Here is a 22,885-nt window from a genome sequence, read left to right on the forward strand (position 1 = left end):
TGGCTGCCTCCGGTTCAGCGCCGCACCGTCTGCCACAGGGCGCGGTAGAAATCGGGGTAGGTCCGTTCCACGTGCACGGCATACCGGACGGTTTCCGCGTGGCGGGTGGGCAGCTGGTTGATCGGGACGCTCATCGCCGCGTGGTGCTCGATGTGCAGGTTGTTGCCGTTGGTGAACCAGGTGCTGAACCAACTCCCGCGGATGGATCGGGTGTTACGAAGGACATCCGCGGTGTCGGTGTCGCAGAGGATGTGTTCCGGCAGCTCCACGAGGAAGTGCATCGGTACGGAGAGCAGCAGGGGCAGCAGCCACAGGAGCAGCACCTCCTCGTGGTAGCCGGCGGCGGTGAGGACGCCCACCGAGGCGATGACGCCGCCGAGGACGAGGTGCTCGGTGATCACCCGGCGGCGCATCTTCCGGCTGATGTCGCCGAGTTCGTACCGCCAGCGACCGGTTGCCGCGCGGGCGACGTCGCGGACGACCACCGCGAGCCGCCGGTAGTCGAACAGTCCGCGCAGGAGCATCCCCTTCGTCAGGGGTTCACGGGTGTCGAAGCCGAAGAACTCGGTGTCCTGCGGCGTACCGAGGTAGCGGTGGTGCTGCAGGTGCCGGACCCGGTAGTGGCTGTAGACCACGAGCATCGGTATGCCGAGCGGCACTCCGACGAGCCTGTGCGGCCATGCCCGGCGGAAGGCCGAGTGGTGCAGGGCCTGGTGCTGCAGTTCGACCGCATGGGTGTACATGGCGGCCAGGAGCACCACGCCGATGACCGCGGCCGGCGGTTCGGACCGCAGTGCGAGGGTGGCGCCGAGCGTGGTCAGCGCGGCCAGCAGGGCCAGCTTGGCAAGGAAGATCCGTTCGTCCCTCGCGGCCGTTCGCGTCCGGGCGAACAGCAACGTGGGGGACGGTGCCACGTGGGTCATCGAACATTCTCCGTGAGGGGGTTCACTCAGCGTCCGCTGAGCAGGACGACGTGGGTTCCGGCGAGGGCGGCGGTCCGGGCATGGCCGAGGAGTCCCGCCAGGGCGACCGAGCCGGCGGCGGTGGGGCGGGCACCCCGGTCGGCGAGCAGGGCCGCGGCGGCGCGCAGCTGGTCGTCGTCGACGCCGTGGACGGCCCCGCCGGAGTCGGCGACCGCCGCCATCGCCTCGGGCCCCTGCAGCGCGTGCCAATTGACCAGCGGCTGGTTGTGGTCGGTGGTGACGACGCCCTCGGGCGGCAGGGTCCGGTACTCCCCGGGCCAGCTGGTGACGACGGGGTTGTTGGCGGCGGAGCCGACCCCGTGGACGGGCACCGACCAGCCGAGAGCCCGAAGCTGCCGATGCACGGCGATGATCGTGGTGCCGTTCCCGACGGGGATCCACAGCGCCGCCGGCGGCTCGCCGAGTTCCCGGTGCAGCGCGTGGGCGACGACGCCGTGTCCGGTGAGGACCGCGTCGACGTAGGGGCCGTCGACGTTGCCGTCGACCGATCCGTCGAGGAGCGCGAGCCGGCGTGATGCGTCGACGGCGTCCTCGTAGGTGCCCGGGACCGGGTGCACGTCCGCGCCGGCGGCGCGCATGAAGGCGCCGCCGTCGCTCCAGCCTTCCGGCAGCACCACGGTGCAGGCCATTCCGGCTGCGGCGCAGGCCATGGCCATGGCCCGGCCGTAGTTGCCGCAGGTGGCGATCACGATCCGGTGGTGGCCGTCGGCCGCGGCGCGCTCCACGACGGCCCGGGCCGCGGGTTCCTTGTGGCTTCCGGAGGCGTACCGGGTCTCGTCCTTGATCAGGACCCGGGTGCCGGGCACCAGCTCCCCGGCGTCGATGAGCGGAGTGCCGTAGGCGTCGACGGGTGCGTCAGAGGACAGTTCGTACAGGGACAAGGGGATTCCTTAGCGGGTGAGCAGGGCGTCGGCTTCGCGCTGCAGGTCGTCGCGGGAGCCGATCTCGGCGGGCGGTACGGCGTTGGGCAGGTGGTCTTCGAGCAGCCGCAGCCGGCGGTTGAACCACCCGCGCACCGCCCATGCCAGCTGGAGGAGGCCGCTGATGACGACGAGCAGTGCCAGACCGCGGCCGGGTCCGGTACCGAGCAGGTGTCCGACGGTGCCGGCGAGCGCGCCGCCGGGTTCGAGCAGGGGCTGTACGTAGCGTTCGGCGAGCGGCCCGACCACGAGGTAGCCGAGCGGCATCGTCAGCAGCATCACCGTGATGAAGATCGACAGGACCCGGCCCTGGAGCTCGAAGCCGACCTTGCTCTGCACCAGGGCGATCCAGTGGCCCTCGGCGAGGGATTCACCGAAAGCCACCAGGAACATGCCGGTCATCACGAGGGCGGGTGTCGTGCCGGCGCCGACGACCGCCATCGCCAGACTGCCGACGCCCATGAAGATGATCAGCCCGTTCGCGCGCCGTGCGGTGCCGCCCCACAGACCCATCAGCAGGCTGCCGGCCAGCCCGCCGAGGCCGCCGGCTGCCAGCGCGAGGCCCAGGACCGCGGGGCTCTGTTCGATCAGCAGCATCGGCGTGATGACGGCGAAGCCGAGGGTGTAGAAGGCGTGGTCGATGACGAAGAAGCGCAGCGCGGCGCGCAGCCCCGGTCGCCGGGCGATGTAGCGCCAGCCCGCGGTGAGCTCGGTGCGGAAGGGCTCTTCACGGCGGCGGAACATCAGGTCCGGGAAGCGGACCGGCAGCAGGGTGAGCACGCCGACGGCGAAGGTGAGCATGTCGACGACGAGTACGCCGGGCACGCCGATCAGGCCCACGAGGCCGGCACCGAGCATGGGGGCGAAGACCAGTCCGACGTTGATGCCGAGCTGGGTGACGCCGCTGACGTGCCCGAGGTACCGCTTCGGCACGAGTTGGGCGACGGCGGCGAGGTAGGCGGGCCGTTGGAACGCGCCCGCGAGCGAGGTGACCGACACCGCGAGGTAGACGTGCCACAGGTGCATGCCGCCGGTGAACATGAGGGCGCCGAGGGTGCCGATGGCCGCCGCGGCGGCACCGTCGCAGGCGAGCATGATCGTGCGGCGGTCCCAGCGGTCGGCGACGACTCCGGCCAGTGGTCCGGCGAGGATGCCGGGCAGCAGTCCGATCGCGTTGACGGTGGCGAAGTCGGTGAGGGATCCGGTCTGCTGGAACACCCAGATGCCGAGGACCAGCGCGCTGAGCCCACTGCCGATCATGGACACGAACTGGCCGAACGCCACCAGCGCGAACCGTTTCAGGCTCGGTTCGAGCAAGCGGCTCCGCCGCAGGCCGAGGCCCGCAGGGGAGGTGTGATCCGCTTCGGGTGCGCGCTCCCCCCGAGACGGGCCCGGTACGTTGTCCGCCGCCTGCGGCTCGTGCGGTGCCGGCGTGGAGCGCCCGGCGAACGAGACCAGTTCCCGGGCCAGTGGCTCCGCATGGCTCTTGACGAAGAAGTGACCGGCTTTCGGAAGGACGGCCAGGTCCACGTCGGCGGAGAAGTGCCGCCACTCCTGGTGGCGTTCCTGGTAGTGCTCGGTGACCCGGTCGCGGGCGCCGACGACGGCCAGCACCGGTGCGCGCAGGGGCTCCGCCCGGGTCCCGTACGCCGCGGTGAAGTACTCCTCGGCGTCGCGGGCGTCGTGGCGCACGTTGCGCAGCACCAACGCCTCCTGCTCCGGGTCGTCCACGTCCGTGAAGCCACCACGCCCGCGCAGGTAGGCGAGGTACTCGCGGTCGGAGGTGAACCGGTCGGTGGGTACCAGGCGGTAGAACCAGTCGAAGAACCGGCCGGGCAGCCGGGCCGTGGGGAAGCCGGCGCCGAGCCCCACGCCGACCAGGGGCAGACCTGCCTCCTCCGCCCGCCGGGCCAGCTCGACGGTCACCGCGACGCCGAGGCAGTGGCCGTACAGCAGAACCGGTCCCTCGATCGCCTTCATCTCGGTCAGGACCAGTTCCGCCACCTCGGCGGCGGGCAGCAGTGCGTCGTCGGGCCGGGTAAGGTCGTGGCCCGGCAGCTCGACGGCGTGCAGGGCCCAGCCGTCCGGAAGGGCGGCGGCGAGCGGCTGGTACGCGATGGCGCTGCCCCCGGAGAAGGGGACGGCCACGACGGTGATCCCGCCGGTGGACGGGTCGGCCTCGGCGGGCGTCAGCCGGTGCAGCAGCCTGTGTTCCCCGGCCACCGCGGGATCACGCGCTTCCAGCAGGGCGGCGAGCCGGCGCACGGTCGGGTGCTGGTACAGCTCGACCAGGGTCGGTGCGGGCTCGATGCGCCGGATGAGCCGGAGGGCACCGAACGAGTCACCGCCGAGGGCGAAGAAACTGTCGTCGATGCCGACACCGTCGATGCCGAGCACCTCGCTCCACACGGCCGCTATCCGCCCCTCCAGCGGCGTGCGGGGCGCCGTGCCGGACGCCTTGCCGCCGTCGTCGCCGGGCGGCGGCAGCTTGCGGCGGTCGAGCTTGCCGTTCGGCGTCAGAGGCAGTGCCTGCAGGCCCATCAGCCGCGCCGGAACCATGTGCACGGGCAGCGTGGCGCTGAGCGCGTCCCGGATCAGCGTCTCGTCCGGCGGCCGGACGGAGTGGGTGACGACGTACCCGACGAGCTGGGCGATGCCGGAGGGCAGCGGATGGACCGCGACCGCGCACGCGACGACGTCCGGCAGCGCGCCGAGCGCTGCTTCGACCTCACCGAGCTCCACCCGGTAGCCGTTCACCTTGACCTGGTCGTCGAGACGCCCGAGGAAGTCGACGTCGCCGCCGAGGTGGTAGCGGGCCGAGTCGCCGGTGCGGTACATGCGGGCGCCGGGTTCGGGAGCGTACGGGTCGGGCACGAAGCGGTCGGCCGTCAGCTCGGGGCGGTCGTGGTATCCGGCCGCTACGCCCAGACCGCCGAGGTAGAGCTCGCCGACCACGCCCGGGGGCACCGGCCTGCCGTGCGCGTCGAGGACGTAGACCCGGTTGTTCGGGAACGGCCGGCCGATCGGCAGCGGGGCCTCGTCGGCGAGGTGGTGCACCGGGCCGTCGAAGTACACGTTGTCGACCGTCGCCTCGGTGACCCCGTACGCGTTCACGACCCGGTTTCCGGGTCCGACCAGCCGCCGGGCCAGTTCGTACTCCCGTACGTGCCACTTCTCGCCGCCACCGATGAGCAGACGCACGAAGTCCAGGCCCTGCCCGGACCGCTGGGCGTGCGCGAGCAGGTTGCGCAGCACCGCCGGGACCAGTTCCGTGCACTGGACCTGCTCGCCGCGCATCAGGTCGTACAGCTCGGCCGGGTCCAGGAGGGTCTCCCGGGGGACGACGACCAGCCGGCCGCCGGTGCACAGGGCCCGCAGGGTTTCCCCGACGAACATGTCGAAGGAGAAGCTGGCCGCCTGCTGGTACGTCCACCCGGCTTCCAGGCGGTAGGCGTGCTGCCACATGGCGACGGCGTGCACCAGGTTGCCGTGGCTGACGACGACGCCCTTGGACTTGCCCGTCGATCCGGACGTGTAGATCACATACGCCGGGTCGGAGCCGCTGTTCACCGGCGTGAGGTCGCCGCGGTCGGACGGGAGCGGTCCGCGGAGGTAATCGGCGTCGACAAGCACCTTCGACCGGCTGTCCCGCAGCATGTGGTCCAGGCGGTCCTGCGGGTAGGCCGGGTCGAGCGGTACGTACGCCGCGCCGGACTTGAGCACGGCCCACATGGCGACGAACAGGTCGATGCCCCGGTCCAGGCCGATGGCGACCCGGTCGCCGGGGCGCACGCCCTCGGCCCGCAGCCTGCGCGCAACCTGGTTCGCTCGGCCGTTGAGCTCGCCGTAGCTGATGGTCGCGGAGCGGAAGGTCACGGCGGGTGCGTCCGGAGCGACCGCGGCATGGCGCTCGAAGAGCTGGTGCAACGCGGTCGCGTCCGGAAGGGCGATGGCGCTGTCGTTCCAGTCGTGCAGGATCCGCTGCTGCTCGTCCGCGCGGAGCAGGGGCAGCCGGGCGACCGCCGCTCCAGGGTCGGCGGCGGCTGCTTCGAGCAGGGTCAGCAGGTGCCCGAGCAGCGCCTCGATGCGGGCGGCGTCGAACAGTTCGGTGGCGTAGTCGATGCTGAGTTCCGGCCCGCCGGCCGGGAAGTCCAGGCTGACGGAGAGGTCCACCAGGGTCGCGGCCGGAGGGACCTCGCCGATGTAGCGCACGGCCTGGTGCCGCGGCGTGGGCATGTTGTGCACCGTGAGCACGACCGGGCTGAGGCGGTTGCGGTTTCCGCTGCCGGGCTGCCCCAGCGTGCCGACCAGGTCGGGCAGGGCGAGGCCCTGGTGGTCGAGGTCGCGCAGCGTGGCGTCGCGGACCCGGCTGAGGAGCTCGGCGAAGGAGGGATCACCGGCGACGTCACCCCGCAGCGGCAGGATGTTGAGCAGCGGCCCGACCACGCCCTCCAGGTCGGGGCTGTTCCGGCCGGCCACCGGCGACAGGACCGTGACGTCGGTACGCCCGGTGTAGCGGGTCAGCAGGGCCTGCAGGCCGGTGAGCACCACCATGAACAGGCTGGCGCCATGGGCCGTGCCGCAGTCGGTGAGCCGCGCCAGGAGCTCCGGGTCGAGCCGTCGGCCGATGCGGGCGGAGGCGAAGGAGCGGGCCGCGGGCCTCGGCCGGTCCGCCGGCAACTCCAGTTCCAGGTCGGCGCCGTAGAAGCGGTCCCTCCAGTACGCCGCGAGGCCGGCGTCCTCCCTGGCGCGGGCGTAACGGGCGGCCAGGTCGGGCACGGCGACGGGTGCGGGCAGCCCCGCGGCCGGACTGAGGCCGTCGGCGGCCTGGGGGTGGCTCAGCGCCGCATCGTAGAGCGTGGCCAGCTCATCGCACAGGACCGCCCCGGACCAGCCGTCGTACACCAGGTGGTGGATGAGCAGCACGAGTTCGTCGTCGTTGTCGCCGCGGACGACGAAGGCCCGCGCCAATGGCCCGTCGACGAGGTCGGTCTTGCCGACCGTGACGGCGCCGTCCGCCCCGGAACGCTCGGTGAGCGGAATGCGCCCGTGCTCGCCGATGACCATCCGCGGCTCGGTCCCGTCGTCGGGAAAGCGCGCGCGGAGCAGCGGGTGCCGCCGGACGAGTTCGTCGAGGCCCCTGGTCATCGCCGCCATGTCGATGCGGCCGTTCCACCGGAACCGCACGCCGAGGGTGTGCGCGGGCAGGTCGGCGCAGATGCGTTCGGCCACCCAGAAGTCGCGTTGCAGCGGGGTCAGCGGCAGGTCCACCCCTTCGGGCAGGCCGTCGGCCGGGGTCTCCTCGACCTCGGCAGGCCCGGTGATCAGTTCGGCGACCGCCGCCAGCGTCGGCGCTGCGAACAGCCGGCTCAGCGTCAACTCCGCCCCGTACCGCTGCCGCAGGGCGCCGATGAGCCGGACCGCTGCGAGGGAGTTGCCTCCGAGTGCCAGGAAGTCGTCGTCCGGCTGTATCTCACCGACGCCGAGCAGGGCGCCCCACAGTTCGGCGATCTCGGCCTGCGCCGGCGTCAGGCCCTGGGAGGACACGGGGGCCTCGTCGGTCACCTCCGACAGAGCCTGCCGGTCGATCTTGCCCTGCGGGGTGAGCGGGAGGGACGTGTGCGCGGTCAGCACGGCGGGGACCATGTACGGCGGCAGGCGGCGGCCGAGCCCGGTGCGCACCGCCGCGAGGTCGGTCCCCGGGAGCGCGACGACATGGCCGACCAGGCGTTGCTGCCCGGCGCGTTCCTCGACCAGGACGACGGCGTCGGCCACGGCGTCGTCCGCGCGCAACGCGGCCTCGACCTCGCCCGGTTCGATGCGGAAGCCGCGGATCTTCACCTGGTCGTCGAGCCGGCCGAGGAACAGCAGGCCGCCGTCGGACGCGCGCCTGACCCGGTCGCCGGTCCAGTACTCCCGGCCGCCGTCGGGTCCGGGGCGGAACCGGTCCGAGGTGAGGTCGGGCCGGTGCAGGTAGCCCGTGGCCACGCCGGCGCCGCCGATCACCAGTTCCCCGGTGTCGGCCTGCCCGCCCTCGGCGTCGACGACGCGGCAGGTGACGCCCGGCAGCGGGTGACCGATCGGCACCTGGTCGCCGTTCCACCGGGTCAGCTCGGCGACGGTGGCCACCACGGTGGCCTCGGTCGGCCCGTAGGTGTTGAGCAACTGCACGGAGGTGCCGACCGCGTCCTGCCAGCCGCGGACGAGGTCGGCGCGGGCCGCCTCGCCGCCGATGATCACCAGCCGGACCGTTGCCGCGAGGGTGGCCTCACCGCGGACCAGGGCCGTCACGAGCTCGTGCCAGTAGGCGGTCGGCAGGTCGAGGACCGTGACCGCGAGGTCCGCGCAGCGGTTCAGGAACAGGTCCGGTCGGCTGATCATGTCCTCGTCGCGCAGCACGATCGCGGCGCCGCTGACGAGCGCGGGGAAGATCTCCTCGACGCTGGCGTCGAAGCTCAGGGACGCGAACTGCAGCACACGATCGCGGTCGTCCAGGCCGTACCGGTCCACCGCGGCGCGGCAGAAAGCGTCGAGGGCGGTCCGCGGTACCGCGACGCCCTTGGGCCGGCCCGTCGAGCCCGACGTGAAGATGACGTACGCCGTGCCCGGCTCCACGGGCCCAGGCCCGGTCCCGGCGGGCCCGTACCCGGAGATCCCGTCCTCGTCGACGACGACGCGGGGACGGGTGTCCTCGAGCATCATCCGCGTGCGCTCCGCCGGATACGCGGGATCCAAAGGCACGTACCCGGCCCCTGCCCGCAAGACCGCCAGCATCGCGACGATCGCCCGGCGGCCACGCGGCAGGCGGATCCCCACCAGATCCCCGGCGCGCACCCCGGCGCCCTCGAGTTCCGCCGCGAGGGCCGTGACCTGCTCGGCCAACTCCGCGTACGTCGTCACGTTCGTCTGCTCGACGATCGCCGCCGCCTGAGGAGCACGACGTGCCCACGCGGCGACGGCCGCCCAGATGTCGACCGGACCGTCGTGCTCCGGTACGGCCGCACGACCGACGACTGCCTCGCTCACGGAACTCCTTCACTGGTTCGGGTGATCGGATTCCGCGCAACCATAGAGGTGATCTTGTACAACACGGTGTGACACCGAGAGAAACATGTGATGCCGGGGCGTGCCGCAGCGGTTGGGGAAGTGTTCACGGACCAGGCCATGGACATCCCGGGCGTCACGCACTTCCGAAGGAATGAAGGCAGCCGCGACGGCCGCCCGCCCGGCGTTCATGCCCCATCTCCCGTGTGCCCGGGCGTTGTTCATGTCCCGGCCTCACGCATGCAGAAGATGAGTGGATCAAGCGCGCTATCAACTGACGTGGAGGTAGCCGGGCTTGCGGCGCGCCGCTGCCCACGACTTCCCGAGCGCGAGGATTCCCGCATGGTGCGCACCTCGAGGCGGGGTGCGCACATGGCGAACGCGGTGACGAACAGCCCCAGGGAGAGAGCAGTGACACCGGAGATCGACGAGCACTTCGCCGCCATCAAGGCGGAACACGGCGCCGACTCACTGGCCCGGGTGGAGCAGATGCTGGAGCCACGAGGCCTCACCGAACAGCGCCACCCGCTCCAGCAGGCGGCGAAGTGGGTACTGCCGGGCGTCCCGCAGATCCCCTGGCACGACCCGTACGCCTACCCCGAACTGCTCCCGCTCGTCCGTGCGCTGGAGAGCAACCACGCGCAGATCAAGGCCGAGCAGGAGGAAGCCTGGGCGCGGCAGCGGGAGAGCTTCTCCGACTACGAGCACTACCTGGTCCGCCAGCGGAACTGGCAGGCCCTGTACCTCTACCGTGAGGGCGCTCTCGTCGAGGAGTCCGCACCGATAGCGCCGACCGCGTTCCGGGTGCTCGAGGAGAACGCCGTGAAGCCGGGCATCATCTGCCCGCTCCTGGAGTCGCACTTCTCGACGCTGCTGGCCGGTGCCTCCATCGCACCCCACTGCGACCTGTGGAACTTCAGCATCAACCTGCACCTGGCCATCGACATCCCCGAGGGTGCGGGCATACGTGTCGCGGGCGAGACACGGCAGTGGCAGGAGGGCAAGGCCCTCCTGTTCGACTACTCCTTCGAGCACGAGGCGTGGAACCACGGAACGCGGACCCGGACGTGTCTCCTCGTGGACCTCTGGCACCCGCACACCACGCTGCCCGAACGGGCCGCGCTGGTCACGCTCATGACGGAGATCCGCAAGATGATGGGCTGATCCCGGGCGCGTCCCCCCGCGTCGCGCCGGCCTTCTTCCCGGCCGGCCGGACGCGGCCGGCCGGGAAGAGGGTCACGAAGGCGCGGCGGGGCCCGTCCACGCAGAACCGCGACGCCGGCTGCGGGACCGGAACGCCCCTCCCGCGTTGGAGACGGTGAACACCATGCCTGCTACGGGTGGGTGGAGGCCAGTGATGCCACGTAGGGGGCCAGCTTGGCGGGGCTCACCACCCACATGACGCGTTCGATGCCTCGCTCTGACACATCGGCAGTCACGAGCGCCACCGCGTCGCCACGGTTCGAGACGAGGGCAGCCGGCCTGCCGTTGGCCTCCACCCAGCGGATCTCCGTCTCGGGCCAGAAGCGCGGGGAGTAGGCGACAAGAGTCCTGGAGACGTCTGCCCGGCCGACGACCGGGATCCTGGATGCTCCGCGCGTGCCCGCGCTGTCGGCGTAACTGACGACGTCCGCGGCGAGCAGTTCCTCGAGTGCCGCCAGATCGCCGGTTCGCGCCGCCGCGACGAACGCCTTCAGCAGACGCCGGTGTGCGGTGGAACTGACCGGCTCCCTGCGTTCCGCCGCCAGATGCTTCCGGGCACGGCTCACCAACTGGCGCGTATTGGCCTCGCTCGTCTCCAGGATGTCCGCGACCTGCTTGTACGGATAGTCGAAAGCTTCCCTCAGCACGTAGGCGGCCCGCTCCACGGGGTTCAGCTTCTCCAGCAGGAAGAGAACCGCCATGTCGAGTGCCTCGGCCCGTTCCGCTCCCAAGTGCGGATCCGCGCTGGTGTCGACCGGCTCCGGAAGCCAGGGCCCGACGTACGACTCGCGCCGCATCCTGTCCGACTTGGCGTAGTTGATCGAGAGACGGCTGGTGATCGTCGCAAGGAACGCCGCCGGATCCTTGACGTCGCCACGGTCGACGGTCTGCCACCGCAGCCACGTCTCCTGGACGATGTCCTCGGCCTCCGCGGCACTGCCCAGCACGCGGTAGGCGATACCGAAGAGTCGGGGACGCGCCGCCATGAAATCCCTCGTCGCCTGCTCAAGGGAGTCGGCGTCATCACCCGCACGCATGAGTGGCCTCCGATTTCGCATCACCACGGCTCAGGGCAGGCCCAGTGGGACGCGCGCTGAGCGGTGTGGTCCTGCTTGCCATGGGATCCAGGTCGGACCGCCCCCTGAACTCAATGCCGGATGAACCTATCACACGGTCTGATCATCGAGGTGGACGGCGTGTTTCGTGGGGACGGGTAGGCGTCGCGCCTGGTAGACGGGCATGTGGGCGTGCTAGTGGCGTCGTTTCGGGGAGGGCCGCTCACTCATGACGTGGCGCCTCCGTGACACTGTTGTGATGCTTGCTGTCTGCCACGTCACAACGTGCGCCCGCGAGCCATTGACGTTCATACGTCCATGTACGCTGCATTCATGCCTGAAGGTGCAGCCATCACCGGTACCGCGCTGGTCACCGGGGCCTCGCGTGGCCTCGGCGCAGTGATCGCCCGACGTCTCGCGGCCGACGGACACCCGGTCGCCGTTGTGTACCGCTCGGGGGCCGAAGCCGCTCGCCGGGTGGTGACGGACGTACGCGCCGCGGGCGGCACCGCCGGGGCCTTCGCCGCAGACGTGACCGACGAGGCCGCCGTCACCGACCTCGTGGCGGACGTGACGGCCCGCCTCGGCCCGGTCGCCACTCTCGTCGTCAACGCAACCGGCCCGCAGCCCGATGTGGATCCGGCAGCGGTGACCTGGCAAGACCATCTCGCCCAGCTCGTGTTCTTCGTCAAGAGCCCCACACTGCTGATGCAGGCGGTGCTGCCGGCCATGCGCGAGCGCGGAGGCGGCCGGATCATCCAGATCGGCTCGGACGTGCTGGAGCGCGCGGTGCCCGAGATGTCGGCCTACGTGGCCGCCAAGGCCGCCCAGCACAGCCTCACCAAGTCCTGGGCCCAAGCACTCGGCCCGTTCGGGATCACCGTGAACACCGTCGCCCCGGGTTGGATCCCGGTCGAACGGCACGCCGGAGCAGACCCCGATTCCCTGGCCGCATACGCCGCCGAAGTGCCACTGGGACGCATGGGCCGACCGGAAGACGTCGCCGCCGCCGTGGCCTTCCTCGCAACACCGGACGCCGGCTTCATCACCGGCGAACGCATCAAGGTCAACGGTGGTATCGCCCTCAGCTAAGGGTTGTCCCTCAATCGGCACCGCAGTCGGGTGCTCGCCTCGTTCCTCGCACGCTGGGGCGTGCCGGCGGCCACGGGGGAGGTGCTGGTCGAGGAAGCGATCGGCGGACGATTCGAGACGTGGACCGGACCCGAGCCCGACGTCGTGGACGACGTGGCGCAGCGCCTCGCGCGGTCACTCGCACGGCCCGGCGGAGTCTGAACCATGTCGTGACCGGACTGCCGCCGTCGTCCGGCTCAGCCGGACACGTCCATGCGCTGCGTGCCGATCACCGACAGGAGCCGCAGCGCCTCCTCCGCGGGCGAGCCGGGGTCTGCCGTGTAGATCACGACCTGCTGGTCGCGGTCGGTGATGTCGAGGACGTCGCAGTTCACGGTGATGCGGCCGATCAGCGGGTGGTGGACGGTCTTGCGCAGGGTGGGCTCGGCGCGCACGTCGTGGGCGGCCCACAGCCGGGCGAACTCCGCGCTGCCGGCGAGGAGGTCCGCTACCAGGGTGGCCACCTCGGGGTCGTCGGGGTAGCGGGCGGCGGTGGCACGCAGGTGCCGGGCCGCGGCGTGGGCGAACGCCTCCGCCTCGGACGGGTCGTAGATCAGCCGCTCGCGCGATCGCGGTGCGAGAAAGGCACGGCGTACGAGGTTGCGCTCGGGCCGGGACAGAGCCGAGAAGTCCTCCAGCAGGGCTGCCGCCAGGTCGTTCCAGGCGATCACCTCGTACGTCGCGGACAGCACGATCGCCGCGGCGTGCGGCAACCGCCGCAGTAGGTCGAGGATGCTCTGCCGCACTTCACGCGGGGGCCCGGCGGGCGGGCCGGGCGGGGCACCGGCGAGGTGGTGCAGGTGGTCGCGTTCGGCGTCCGACAGGCGCAGGGCCCGGGCCAGACCGGCGAGCACCTCGCGGGATGGGCGCGGGCCGCGGGCCTGCTCCAGCCGGGTGTAGTACTCGGTCGAGATGAACGCCAGCTGCGCCACCTCCTCGCGCCGCAGCCCCGGGGTGCGGCGGCGCGGCCCGGCGGGCAGACCCACGTCGGCAGGCGTGATGCCCTCACGCCTGCCGCGCAGGAAGCCTGCGAGTTCTCGTCTGTCCACGCCATCCAGTGTGCGCGGTGCCACCATGCCGATCCAGGTACCGCCGGTGCCTGGATCGGCTCCGCGGTCGGACGCACGCTCGATGCCATGAACAACGCACAGACCACCGACACCTCCACCCCCGCCGCCATGGGCCTGCTGGCCGGCAAAGTCGCCTTCATTACCGGTGCCGGTCGCGGTATCGGCGCCGCCGCGGCGCGGCTGTTCGCCCGGGAGGGCGCCCGGGTGCTGCTCGCGGCCCGTACGGAGGACCAGCTCAAGGCGGTGACCGAGGAAATCCGGGCGGCGGGCGGCACCGCCGAGTACGCGGTGTGCGACCTGGCCGACGGGGCCAGTGTCCGTGCCGCCGTCGACCGTGCCGTTGACCTGTACGGCCGGCTCGACGTCGCCTTCAACAACGCGGCGACCAGCGTGCCGCCGGCCCCGCTGGACCAAGTCCCCGAGGCGGATTTCGACCACGTCTACGCCGTGAACCTCAAGGGTCCGTGGCTGGCCGTGTCCGCCGAGGTCGCCGCGATCCGGGCCACCGCCGGCACGGGGGCGATCGTCAACAACTCGTCCGTCGGCAGTCTGAGGGGCAATCCCACACTGCCCGCCTACGGTGCGATGAAGCGCGCGGTCAACAGCCTCACCGAGTCGGCCGCCGTCACCTACGGCCCGGAGGGCATCCGCGTCAACGCCATCGCCCCCGGGACCACACTGACCGAGATGATCCGTGAGTGGAACGACCGCGCACCCGGCGTCGTCGACCAGCTCAACGCGCGCACCCCGCTGCGCCGTGCGGCCGACCCCGACGAGATCGCCCAGGCCGCCGCCTGGCTCCTGAGCGACCGCGCCTCCTACGTCACCGGGACCGTGCTCCCGGTCGACGGCGGCATACAGGCATGAGCCCGGGACGCGGCTGAAGGACCGGTCGCGGGCGGCTCCGGGGGTTGCCTCCCCTCCCGCCCGCCACCGAGTCCCTCGGTGAACGGAACCGCGCTACGGCCGGAAGCCGTCGATCGCCAGTTCCAGCAGGCGGGTGGCCTGGGCGGCGCCTTCGGGGGTGTCGGGGGTACGCCACAGGCAGCTCATGAGCATGATGACGTCGACGGGGTCGATGCCGGGGCGTACCTCGCCTGCCCGTTCGCATGCGTCGAGGAGCCGGCCCACGGCCGCGGTGACCGGGGGCCACGAGGCGCTGACGACCTCCTGCGCGGCGGCGGAGTGCAGTGCCTCTCCGAGGCCGTGCTTGATGCGTACGTAGGCGGCGAGGGTGGTGAACCAGTGCCTCAGCGCGTCCAGTGGGGCACGGGCGGCGAGAATGCCCGGCACCGAGTCCACCAGGCGGTCGACGTCGCGACGGTGGACCTCCAGGATCAGCGCCTCCCGGGTGGGGAAGTGCCGGTAGAGCGTGCCGGGGCCGACGCCCGCGCGTTTGGCGATCGAGTTGAGCGAGGCGTCCGGGGATTCGGCGAGCGCGTCATGGGCGACCTGGAGGATCGCTTCCCGGTTCTTCAGCGCGTCGGAGCGCTGCCGTGCGGCGTCGGGCATGGGTCCTCCAGCGTTGCGGACAGCCGTCCGTTGCGAAACGGAGAGTTCTCCGTTAACGTGACCGAGGTCAAGCGGAGAGCTCTCCGCTTAATCTCGTCCTCCATTGTAGGAGCCCCCTCGTGCGCTACATCAAACTCGGCCGCACCGGCCTGGACGTCTCCCCGGTGGCCATCGGCGCCATGACCTACGGCGAACCCGACCGCGGCCACCCCGTCTGGTCCCTGGACGAAGAGGCCGGCCGGCCCCTGATCAAGCACGCCCTGGAAGCGGGCATCAACTTCTTCGACACCGCCAACCTGTACTCCTACGGCTCCAGCGAGGAGATCCTCGGCCGCGCGCTGAAGGACTACGCGAACCGCGACGACGTCGTCATCACCACCAAGGTCCGCCACGTCATGCGCCCCGGCAGCCCCAACGGCGGCGGCCTGTCCCGCAAGGCGATCATGAGCGAGATCGAACACAGCCTCCGTCGCCTGGGCACCGACCACGTCGACGTCTTCATGATCCACCGCCTCGACAACGACACCCCGCTGGAGGAGACGCTGGAGGCGCTGCACGACGTCGTGAAGTCCGGCAAGGCCCGCTACCTCGGCGCGTCCTCCATGCACGCCTGGCAGTTCGCCAAGGCCCTCCACCTCCAGGAACGTCACGGCTGGGCACGGTTCGTCACCCTGCAGGACCACTACAACCTGCTCGCCCGCGAGGAGGAACGCGAAATGCTCCCGCTCTGTGCCGACGAGGGCGTCGCCACCATGATCTGGAGCCCCCTGGCCCGCGGCCGCCTCGCCCGCCCCTTCGACCAGGCCAACACCGGCGAGCGCGCCGCGACCGACGGCGCCTACGCCGACACGCTCTACGGCAACGCCGAAAGCGACCGGCAGATCATCGACGAGGTCGGCGCCATCGCCGCCGCCCGAGGCCGCAGCCGCGCACAGATCGCCCTCGCCTGGCTGCGCCGCAATCCCGTCGTCGCGGCCCCCGTCGTCGGCGCCCGCACCATCCGGCAGATCGACGACGCCGTCGCCTCCCTCGACCTCGACATCACCGACGAGGAAGCCCGCCGCCTGGAAGCCCCCTACACCCCCCGCCACGACCTCCAGGGCATCTCCGACGTACGCGAACTCGAGCGCATCAAAGCCGGCATCCCCGGCTACGCCAACGTCTGACGCCGCGCCTGGCCGCGGGGGTTCCCGCCGGGCTGGAGTGCCCGCGGTTGCGCCCCGCGCTCGGGTTTGCGAGCGCGGGGCGCGGCGAGGACCTCACCGGCCGGCGGTGGATGCCGCCATCCCCACCGAACCGGGACGGCCCTCGCCTCCGCCGTCATCCGGCGCGCGTGTCACCGACGACCCGGGACATCGCACCTACCCCGTGACGCGGAACAGGTGGGTCCCCGGGCCGACGGTGAAGCGGGCGGTGCCGCCGCTGCGTTCGCCGGCCGCCGCGGCTGCGGGTGCGTGCACCTTCTGCCGGCCGCTCACCGGTACGAGGACCTCGGCGGTCGACCCCACCGGCACGTCGACGCGCAGGGTGAAGCGTCCGTGCGTCCGGGTCCACGACGAGGCGATCCGGCCGAGAGGCGACTCGACGTGGGCGGAGGCGTGGGTCAGGTCCCCTACGGCATGGGGGCGGATCGTCACCTTCGTGTAGCCGGGCGCGGCGGGTGAGATGCCGGCCACGCCCTGGTAGAGCCAGTCGTCCACCGTGCCCATGAAGGCGTGGTCGTGGGAACGCGAGTTCGCGTTCCACTCCTCCCACATCGTCGTGGCCCCCAGGCCCTCGAACCAGTAACCCCAACCGGGGTAGGTCGGGTTGGTCGCCACCGTGTAGGCCAGGTCGGCATGCCCGGCGTCGGTGAGGACCGGAAGGAGCGCCTTGGTGCCGAGCGCGCCGGTATCGAGGTGGTCGCCGCGGGCGTGGATGTCCTCGACGAGGTTGTCGACCACGGCCTGGCGGTGTTCCCCGGGCACCAGGCCGAAGCTCAGCGGCAGCAGGTTCGACGTCTGCCGGTAGCCCGCGGCCTTGTTGTCGTAGTAGGCCTCCTCGTCCTGGTCGTAGAACGTGGCGTTGAAGGTGTCCTTGACCTGCGCGGCGAAGCCGCGGAAGTGACGGGCGTCCGTGTCGTGGCCCAGCGCCTTCGCCATCGTCGCCAGCCGCGTCGCGGTGAGGTAGATGTACGCGGTTCCGGACAGCCGGGTGCCCTCCGGCGCGTTGGCGCCCTCCGGGGAGAGCCAGTCGCCGTAGCTGAAGCCGGTGTAGATGCCGCCGGTGCCGGCGATCTCGTGCTCGTAGTGCTCCAGCCAGGCCTTCATGCCGTCGTAGTTGTCGGCGACCGCCTTGGTGTCGCCGTAGTACCAGTACAGGTCCCAGGCACCGAGGATGAAACTGGCGGACCAGATGGGATCCTTGACCTGCTTGCCCGACTCGGTGGTGGGCACCGTGGGCCCGATGGACCCGTCGTCGTTCTGGTCGTCGCGGTGTGAGCGCAGCCAGCTGTCGTAGAAGTTCTGCATGTCGAAGTTCGCGATCGCCGAGTCGGCGTACAGGAAGCCGTCGGCCGTGTAGGGCCGCTTCTCGTACATGGGCGTGTCGGTCGGGATCGAGTGCAGGTTGTTGAGGATCGTGTCGGCCTGCGCGTCCTGGTAGCGGTTCAGCAGGTCACTGGAGCTGGTGAAGTCGCCGGTGGACGCCACCGCCGTGTGCACCCTCATCCCGTCGACCGACCGGAGGGCGACCCCCTGGGGGACGACGACCTGGGCGTAGCGGAAACCGGCGTAGCTGTAGCTCGGCTGGTAGTGCTCCACCCCTTCGCCCTTCAGGGTGTACGAGTATTTCTGCAGGCCCAGTCCGAAGGCGCCGGTGTTGTCGACGGTGCCGTCGGCGCGCAGCTTCTCGCCGTAGGTGACGGTGACCGTGGCCCCGGCAGGTCCCTGGACCCCGATGCGCGCCCAGCCGGCGGTGGGGCTGCCGTAGTCGTAGACGTGCGTGCCGTCGGCCGGGGCGCTGGTGTGCTCGGCCTTGAGGTGGTCGGTCACCTTGACGGGCGGGAAGCTCTCCGAGCGGAGCGTGCCCTTCGGGCCGTCGACCGTCAGCGCACGGCGCCAGGTGCCGTCCTCGAAGCCCGGACGGTCCCAACCGGACTGCTCCACGCGGGCGTCGTAGGCCTCCCCGAACCAGAGCGACTGGGTGGTCGTCGGCCCGTCGGACACCTTCCACGAGTCGTCACTGACCACCTGCTGGTGCGTGCCGTCGGTGTAGGTGATGTCCAGCTCCAGCTTGAGCTTCGGCTCGCCCCACCAGGACGACGCCTTCCACTCGTCCGGGTCGGTCATCGCGTAGAAGCCGCGCCCGAGGCTGACCCCGATGGCGTTGCCACCGGTGCGCAGGGCGTCGGTGACGTCGTAGGTCGAGTACAGGACGGTCTTGTCGTACACCGTGAACCCGGGCTCGAGTTCCCGGTCGCCGATGCGCCGGCCGTTCAGGTAGAGCTTGTTGTAGCCCAGGCCCGCGACGTGGGCGCGCGCCGACGCCACGTGCTTCTTCGCCGTGAACTCGTCGCGCAGCAGCGTCTCGGGCGGCGGCGGCGCCGACACCGACCGGCCCCAGGGGCCCGAGCCGTAGCGTGCGGCCACGCGCGCGTTCGGCCACGCCGCGTCGTCGTACCCGGGCTGCTCCCACCCGTCGTCCGCGGAGGACGAGGCCTTCCAGCCGCTGTCGGTGACGATGTCGGCGGGCGAACCCGCCCCCTGCAAGTGCAGGCTTCCGAGCACGCCCGCCGGCCCCTGATTGGTGTTCGTCGCCTCGACCGCCAGCACATTGGTGCCCGCGTGCAGGTAGGGGGCGATGTCGATGACGCTCGCCGTCCTCCAGGAGTCCGCGACGCGTGGAGAGCTCGCCACCTCGGTGCCGTTGACGTACAGCGAGAAGCGGTCGTCTGCGGTGAGCTGCAGCTCCGCCGAGGTGATCTGCGCGTCGGCGGGCACGTCGAAGCTCCGGCGCATGTAGCGCGTCCCGGCGGGAGCCGAGTCGGCCGGGTCGCCCTCGGGGTACCAGATCCAGCTCGCGTCGTCGAGCCGCAGCGAGGGCGCCTTGTCGTGGGCCCCGATCCAGGCCCCGCGGAAGTCGCCGGGGTTGACGAAGGCCGTCTCGAATCGCGCCTCACCACTCCACGGCGACGCCTTTCCGGACCCGTCCCAGACCCGTACGCGCCAGTAGTAGCCCGAACGCGACGCGAGAGCGGGGCCGTCGTACGCCACGTCGAAGGACCGGGAGGAGCGCACGCGCCCGCTGTCCCAGACGTTCGCCCGGCCGCCGCGGGACGTGGACACCTCGACCTCGTAGGCCACTTGCTCGGCGGCGGTGCGACCGGCTGCGCCACGGCCCGGTGCCACGTGCCAGCTCAGCCCCGGCCGGGGGACGTCGACACCCAGGGGCTGGACCTGGTGCTCGACCTCCAGCCCGCTCACCGCGAGCGCCGACCCGCCTGCGGCCGAGCCCTGTTGGACCTCCGGGACGGGCGCGCCCGCCGCGCCGGGCGCCGCTTCCAGCCCCCACGCCGCCGCGAGTGACAGCACCAGCCCGGCAGCGATTCTTCGCTTCCTCACGCTTGCTCCCATCGATGACACCTTCGGCATGCGGCGCGCACGCAAGCCGGCAATGAATCGTTTCAGTTGTTTCGCGTGTTACTCAACCACAGCTGTCAGGAGGGAGACAAGGTGTCGTCGGCGGCCGCCGGGGCGCAGGTCCGCCTCGCGGCGGATGAGGGCGCGTTGCCGTCGTGGCGTGACCTGGCGCGGTCGTCGGGGTGACCTGCGTCCAGGTGACTTTCGCTCTGTGCGGTGTGGGTTCCCGCCCTGCCGGGGTGCTCATGGGTACGCCCCGCGCTCGGGTCGGTGAGCGCGGGGCGTGTGTGTGCCGGGATCCGGCGGGGGCCGCGGTGTGCCCGGCGGGTGTCCTACGGGACGAGCTTGAGGAGCTTGTTGGGCGAGCCGGAGCCGATGCCGCTCAGGGCGCCGTTGGTCGCACCGTTCACGAGCACCGAGGCGACCGTCGCGGGGGAGGAACCGGGGTGTGCGGTCAGGTACGCGGCGGCAGCACCGGAGACGTGGGGAGCGGCGAAGGACGTGCCGTTGCCCGTGTAGGTGGCGCTGTCGGAGTCGTTCCAGCCGGCGGTGACGCCCGAGCCGGGGGCGAAGAGGTCCACGACCGGGCCGTAGTTGGAGTAGCTCGCCCGTGCGTCGGTGCGGGTGGTCGCGCCGACGGTGATCGCGGTGCTCACCCGGGCGGGGGAGTAGCCGGAGGCGGGGGCCCCGGAGTTGCCCGCGGCGATGGAGTAGGTCACGCCGGAGGTGATCGAGTTCCGCACGGCGTTGTCCAGCGTGGTGCTGGCGCCGCCGCCGAGGGAGACGTTCGCGACGGAGTTGGCGACGTGGTTGGCGGTGATCCACTCCACGCCCGCGATGACGCCGGCGGTGGTGCCGGAGCCGTCGTTGCCGAGGACCCGGACCGCGACGACCTTCGCCTTCTTGGCCACGCCGTAGGTGGTGCCGGCGGCGACCGTGGCGACGAACGTGCCGTGGCCGTGACCGTCCTGGGCGGTGGCGTCGTTGTCGACGAAGTCCCAGCCGTAGGAGGCCCTGCCGGCGACGTCCTGGTGGGTGATGCGTACGCCGGTGTCCAGGACGTAGACGGTCGCGCCGTTCCCGCCGTGGTCGGGGTAGGTGTAGGTGCCGCTCAGCGGCAGGTTCGCCTGGTCGATGCGGTCCAGGCCCCAGGGGGCGCTGGTCTGGGTGCCGAGGGCGTGGACCACCTGGTCCTGTTCGACGGAGGCGACCTGCGGGTCGGCGGCCAGCCGCCGGGCCTGGGTGCCGCTGAGCGTCACGGAATAGCCGTCGAGGGTGGAGGTGAAGGTTCGCTTGACCTTGCCGCCGTACTTGGAGATCAGTGCCTTGCCCGGTAATCCGGTCGCGGTGAGACCGGCGCCCGGCTTCAGGGTGACGAGGTAGCTGCCGGGCACGGCCTCGGCGGAGTTGGCGGCCAGCACGACGCCCTCGGCCGGCGCGGCCTGGGCGGGAACCGCCGCGAAGGCGGCGGCGGATGCCACGGCGAGGCTCGTCGCGATCGCCACGGCGATCCGCTGCTTCATGCTGCGCACTGCTGACATCGGTATGGGTCCTCCTCGACCAGGCACGTGCCGGGGGGCGCGTGCTGAACCGGAAGCGGCACGCGGGGCGGTGCCACGGAGCGACCTTGAGCCCCCGCCGGGCAGCGGAACAAGAGTTCCCGAGATCTGTCATGAACAAGACATGGGGTGCCATTCTCATGCAGTCCTGCAGCAATACGAAAGCGGGGCTTTCGCGATGATCCAGGACGAAGTGCGCCGTGGTCGCGGCGGACGGTGCGCACCTCGGTGCCGAGGGTTGCGGCGTGTTCGACGAGGTGCCGGCGGTAGCCGTGGAAGGGGCGAACCGCCTTCGCACCCTGTACCGCTGCCGTCCCCTGTCGGCTCCCGTCGGACGCAGAAGGTGGGGCTCAGCAGGTCCAGCCGCCGAGATGCACTTCCGGTGCATCCGTACCTACGATCGATAAGTCAAGCGCAGTGTGCGGCGGACGGTTGGTAGATCTTGGATCGCCGACGCGAAGGCCGCCCGTATCGGAATGAGCAGCTCATCCGTCGGGCGGGCCTCAACCTTCCTGCTCAAGCGCCTGATACGCCCCGCGGAGACAGCGAGTCTTGTCGCGCACGTCGCGTCCGATCAGGCTTCGGCTACAACCGGTGCGCCACCAAGCGTGGGCGGCGGTTTCGTACCAACGATTTTCCCCTGACCTTCCCGGCTGAATTCCTCGGATTCTCCTTGGCGCGCCGATCGCATACCAGGGGCATATTTCGGCATCCTCAAGGAAGGATATGCTGTGAAACTCGATCAGATCCTCCCGGCGCACATAGGGTTTGGTAGTGCGCCGCTCGGAAACATGTTCCGCTCCGTTCCCGAGGAAGAGGCCATGGCAACTGTCGACGCTGCCTGGGAACAGGGAACACGCTACTTCGACACCGCGCCCTTCTATGGTTCCGGACTGTCGGAGATACGTCTTGGGAAAGCGCTTTCCGGTCGTCCACGTGACAATTATGTGCTCAGCACGAAGGTCGGCCGTGTCATCCTGGACGAGGAGGAGGACCCTTCTGCACGTGATCTTGGCGAGAAGGGCAATCTCTTTGCCTACGGGCGTCCGAACAAGATGCTTCACGTGTGGACGGCCGACGCCACGAAGCGCTCGATCGAAGACAGCCTGAAGCGCCTGCAAACCGACCGCCTGGACATCGTATGGGTGCACGACATCGCCCAGGACTTCCACGGCGACGTATGGCTGCAGAAAATCGAAGAGGCCCGCACGGGCGCCTTCCGCGTCCTTACCAAATTGCGCGACGAGGGTGTCATCAAGGCTTGGGGACTCGGGGTCAACCGCACCGAGCCCATCGAAATCACTCTCGCGCTCGAAGAGCCACAACCGGATGGGTTCCTGCTGGCCGGTCGCTACTCCCTGCTCGACCATGCGCACGCCTTGCAGCGACTGCTGCCCATGGCAGAGGAGCAAGGCGTCGGCATGGTCGTAGGAGGTCCCTACAGCTCCGGCATCCTCGCCGGCGGCACCCACTTCGAGTACGTCACTGCCCCGCCCGAGATCGTGGCCAAGGTCGAGCGGCTGAAGGAACTCACCAACAGGCACGGCGTGACCATCAAGGCCGCCGCCCTGCACTTCTCGCTGGCGCACCCGGTCGCCGACGCGGTGATCCCGGGCGCGACCCAGCCCGCCCACACCGTCGAAGACCATGCCGCGCTCAACGAGAAGGTGCCCGCCGAGTTCTGGACCGATCTGCGTGCCTCCGGCCTGGTCAGTCCCATGGCGCCCCTGCCGGGCGGCGCGTAGGTCGCATCGCCGTCAACAGCCGTCCAACGAGTCCTGGAGGAGCG

The 22,885-nt window shown here is 70.9% G+C and carries 14 protein-coding genes; 6 read left to right on the top strand and 8 right to left on the bottom strand.

The window, feature by feature from the left end:
- Positions 1-14: 14 nt before the first annotated feature.
- The 3 genes from PV350_RS00215 to PV350_RS00225 are packed head-to-tail and all read right to left on the bottom strand — an operon-like array spanning position 15 to position 8,929.
- Entirely contained in the window at positions 15-923 is a 909-nt protein-coding gene (locus tag PV350_RS00215; protein ID WP_499509989.1) for a fatty acid desaturase family protein, read from the bottom strand.
- Between the two features lie 26 nt (positions 924-949).
- Complete coding sequence (locus PV350_RS00220) at positions 950-1,864, bottom strand: pyridoxal-phosphate dependent enzyme (RefSeq protein ID WP_500332439.1); 915 nt, start codon at positions 1,862-1,864, stop codon at positions 950-952.
- A gap of 9 nt (positions 1,865-1,873) precedes the next feature.
- On the bottom strand, positions 1,874-8,929 hold the full coding sequence (locus PV350_RS00225) for a non-ribosomal peptide synthetase/MFS transporter (RefSeq protein ID WP_500332440.1): 7,056 nt from the start codon (positions 8,927-8,929) through the stop codon (positions 1,874-1,876).
- 429 nt (positions 8,930-9,358) lie between these two features.
- Between PV350_RS00225 and PV350_RS00230 the strand changes: the two genes are divergently transcribed.
- Positions 9,359-10,111, top strand: coding sequence for an aspartyl/asparaginyl beta-hydroxylase domain-containing protein (locus PV350_RS00230; RefSeq protein WP_499509986.1), 753 nt, complete (start codon positions 9,359-9,361; stop codon positions 10,109-10,111).
- Between the two features lie 170 nt (positions 10,112-10,281).
- On the opposite strand, the gene PV350_RS00235 is transcribed toward PV350_RS00230, so the two are convergent.
- Positions 10,282-11,187: an RNA polymerase sigma-70 factor gene (locus PV350_RS00235; RefSeq protein ID WP_500332441.1), complete on the bottom strand. Its 906-nt coding sequence runs from the start codon at positions 11,185-11,187 to the stop codon at positions 10,282-10,284.
- Positions 11,188-11,538: 351 nt separating this feature from the next.
- Here PV350_RS00235 and PV350_RS00240 point away from each other — a divergent pair, with 351 nt between their 5' ends.
- Both PV350_RS00240 and PV350_RS00245 read left to right on the top strand, forming a co-directional pair.
- A complete protein-coding gene (locus PV350_RS00240; protein ID WP_500332442.1) occupies positions 11,539-12,297 on the top strand; it encodes an SDR family NAD(P)-dependent oxidoreductase in 759 nt (252 codons plus the stop codon).
- 30 nt (positions 12,298-12,327) lie between these two features.
- A complete protein-coding gene (locus PV350_RS00245) occupies positions 12,328-12,498 on the top strand; it encodes a hypothetical protein (protein ID WP_500332443.1) in 171 nt (56 codons plus the stop codon).
- Positions 12,499-12,533: 35 nt separating this feature from the next.
- On the opposite strand, the gene PV350_RS00250 is transcribed toward PV350_RS00245, so the two are convergent.
- On the bottom strand, positions 12,534-13,385 hold the full coding sequence (locus tag PV350_RS00250) for a helix-turn-helix transcriptional regulator (RefSeq protein WP_500332444.1): 852 nt from the start codon (positions 13,383-13,385) through the stop codon (positions 12,534-12,536).
- Positions 13,386-13,472: 87 nt separating this feature from the next.
- Here PV350_RS00250 and PV350_RS00255 point away from each other — a divergent pair, with 87 nt between their 5' ends.
- The gene (locus tag PV350_RS00255) at positions 13,473-14,273 is read left to right on the top strand and encodes an SDR family NAD(P)-dependent oxidoreductase (protein WP_499509982.1); all 801 of its coding nucleotides are present in this window, start codon (positions 13,473-13,475) and stop codon (positions 14,271-14,273) included.
- A 93-nt stretch (positions 14,274-14,366) separates the two neighbouring features.
- Here the strand turns inward: PV350_RS00255 and PV350_RS00260 are convergent, their stop codons facing one another.
- The gene (locus PV350_RS00260) at positions 14,367-14,918 is read right to left on the bottom strand and encodes a TetR/AcrR family transcriptional regulator (protein ID WP_499509981.1); all 552 of its coding nucleotides are present in this window, start codon (positions 14,916-14,918) and stop codon (positions 14,367-14,369) included.
- Between the two features lie 119 nt (positions 14,919-15,037).
- Between PV350_RS00260 and PV350_RS00265 the strand changes: the two genes are divergently transcribed.
- On the top strand, positions 15,038-16,084 hold the full coding sequence (locus tag PV350_RS00265; RefSeq protein ID WP_500332445.1) for an aldo/keto reductase: 1,047 nt from the start codon (positions 15,038-15,040) through the stop codon (positions 16,082-16,084).
- A gap of 195 nt (positions 16,085-16,279) precedes the next feature.
- Here the strand turns inward: PV350_RS00265 and PV350_RS00270 are convergent, their stop codons facing one another.
- A complete protein-coding gene (locus PV350_RS00270) occupies positions 16,280-19,519 on the bottom strand; it encodes a family 78 glycoside hydrolase catalytic domain (protein WP_500332446.1) in 3,240 nt (1,079 codons plus the stop codon).
- A 350-nt stretch (positions 19,520-19,869) separates the two neighbouring features.
- A complete protein-coding gene (locus PV350_RS00275) occupies positions 19,870-21,078 on the bottom strand; it encodes a S8 family peptidase (protein WP_499509978.1) in 1,209 nt (402 codons plus the stop codon).
- 749 nt (positions 21,079-21,827) lie between these two features.
- Here PV350_RS00275 and PV350_RS00280 point away from each other — a divergent pair.
- Entirely contained in the window at positions 21,828-22,841 is a 1,014-nt protein-coding gene (locus PV350_RS00280; protein WP_499509977.1) for an aldo/keto reductase, read from the top strand.
- Positions 22,842-22,885: the final 44 nt, after the last annotated feature.

It is taken from the genome of Streptomyces sp. PA03-6a (genome assembly GCF_033792765.1).
In the GTDB taxonomy this organism is placed as follows: domain Bacteria; phylum Actinomycetota; class Actinomycetes; order Streptomycetales; family Streptomycetaceae; genus Actinacidiphila.

Bases quoted from the DNA above. Each gene is read 5' to 3' on its own strand.
- PV350_RS00215 (WP_499509989.1), bottom strand. From the start codon at position 923: ATGACCCACGTGGCACCGTCCCCCACGTTGCTGTTCGCCCGGACGCGA.
- PV350_RS00235 (WP_500332441.1), bottom strand. From the start codon at position 11,187: ATGCGTGCGGGTGATGACGCCGACTCCCTTGAGCAGGCGACGAGGGAT.
- PV350_RS00240 (WP_500332442.1), top strand. From the start codon at position 11,539: ATGCCTGAAGGTGCAGCCATCACCGGTACCGCGCTGGTCACCGGGGCC.
- PV350_RS00255 (WP_499509982.1), top strand. From the start codon at position 13,473: ATGAACAACGCACAGACCACCGACACCTCCACCCCCGCCGCCATGGGC.
- PV350_RS00260 (WP_499509981.1), bottom strand. From the start codon at position 14,918: ATGCCCGACGCCGCACGGCAGCGCTCCGACGCGCTGAAGAACCGGGAA.
- PV350_RS00275 (WP_499509978.1), bottom strand. From the start codon at position 21,078: ATGTCAGCAGTGCGCAGCATGAAGCAGCGGATCGCCGTGGCGATCGCG.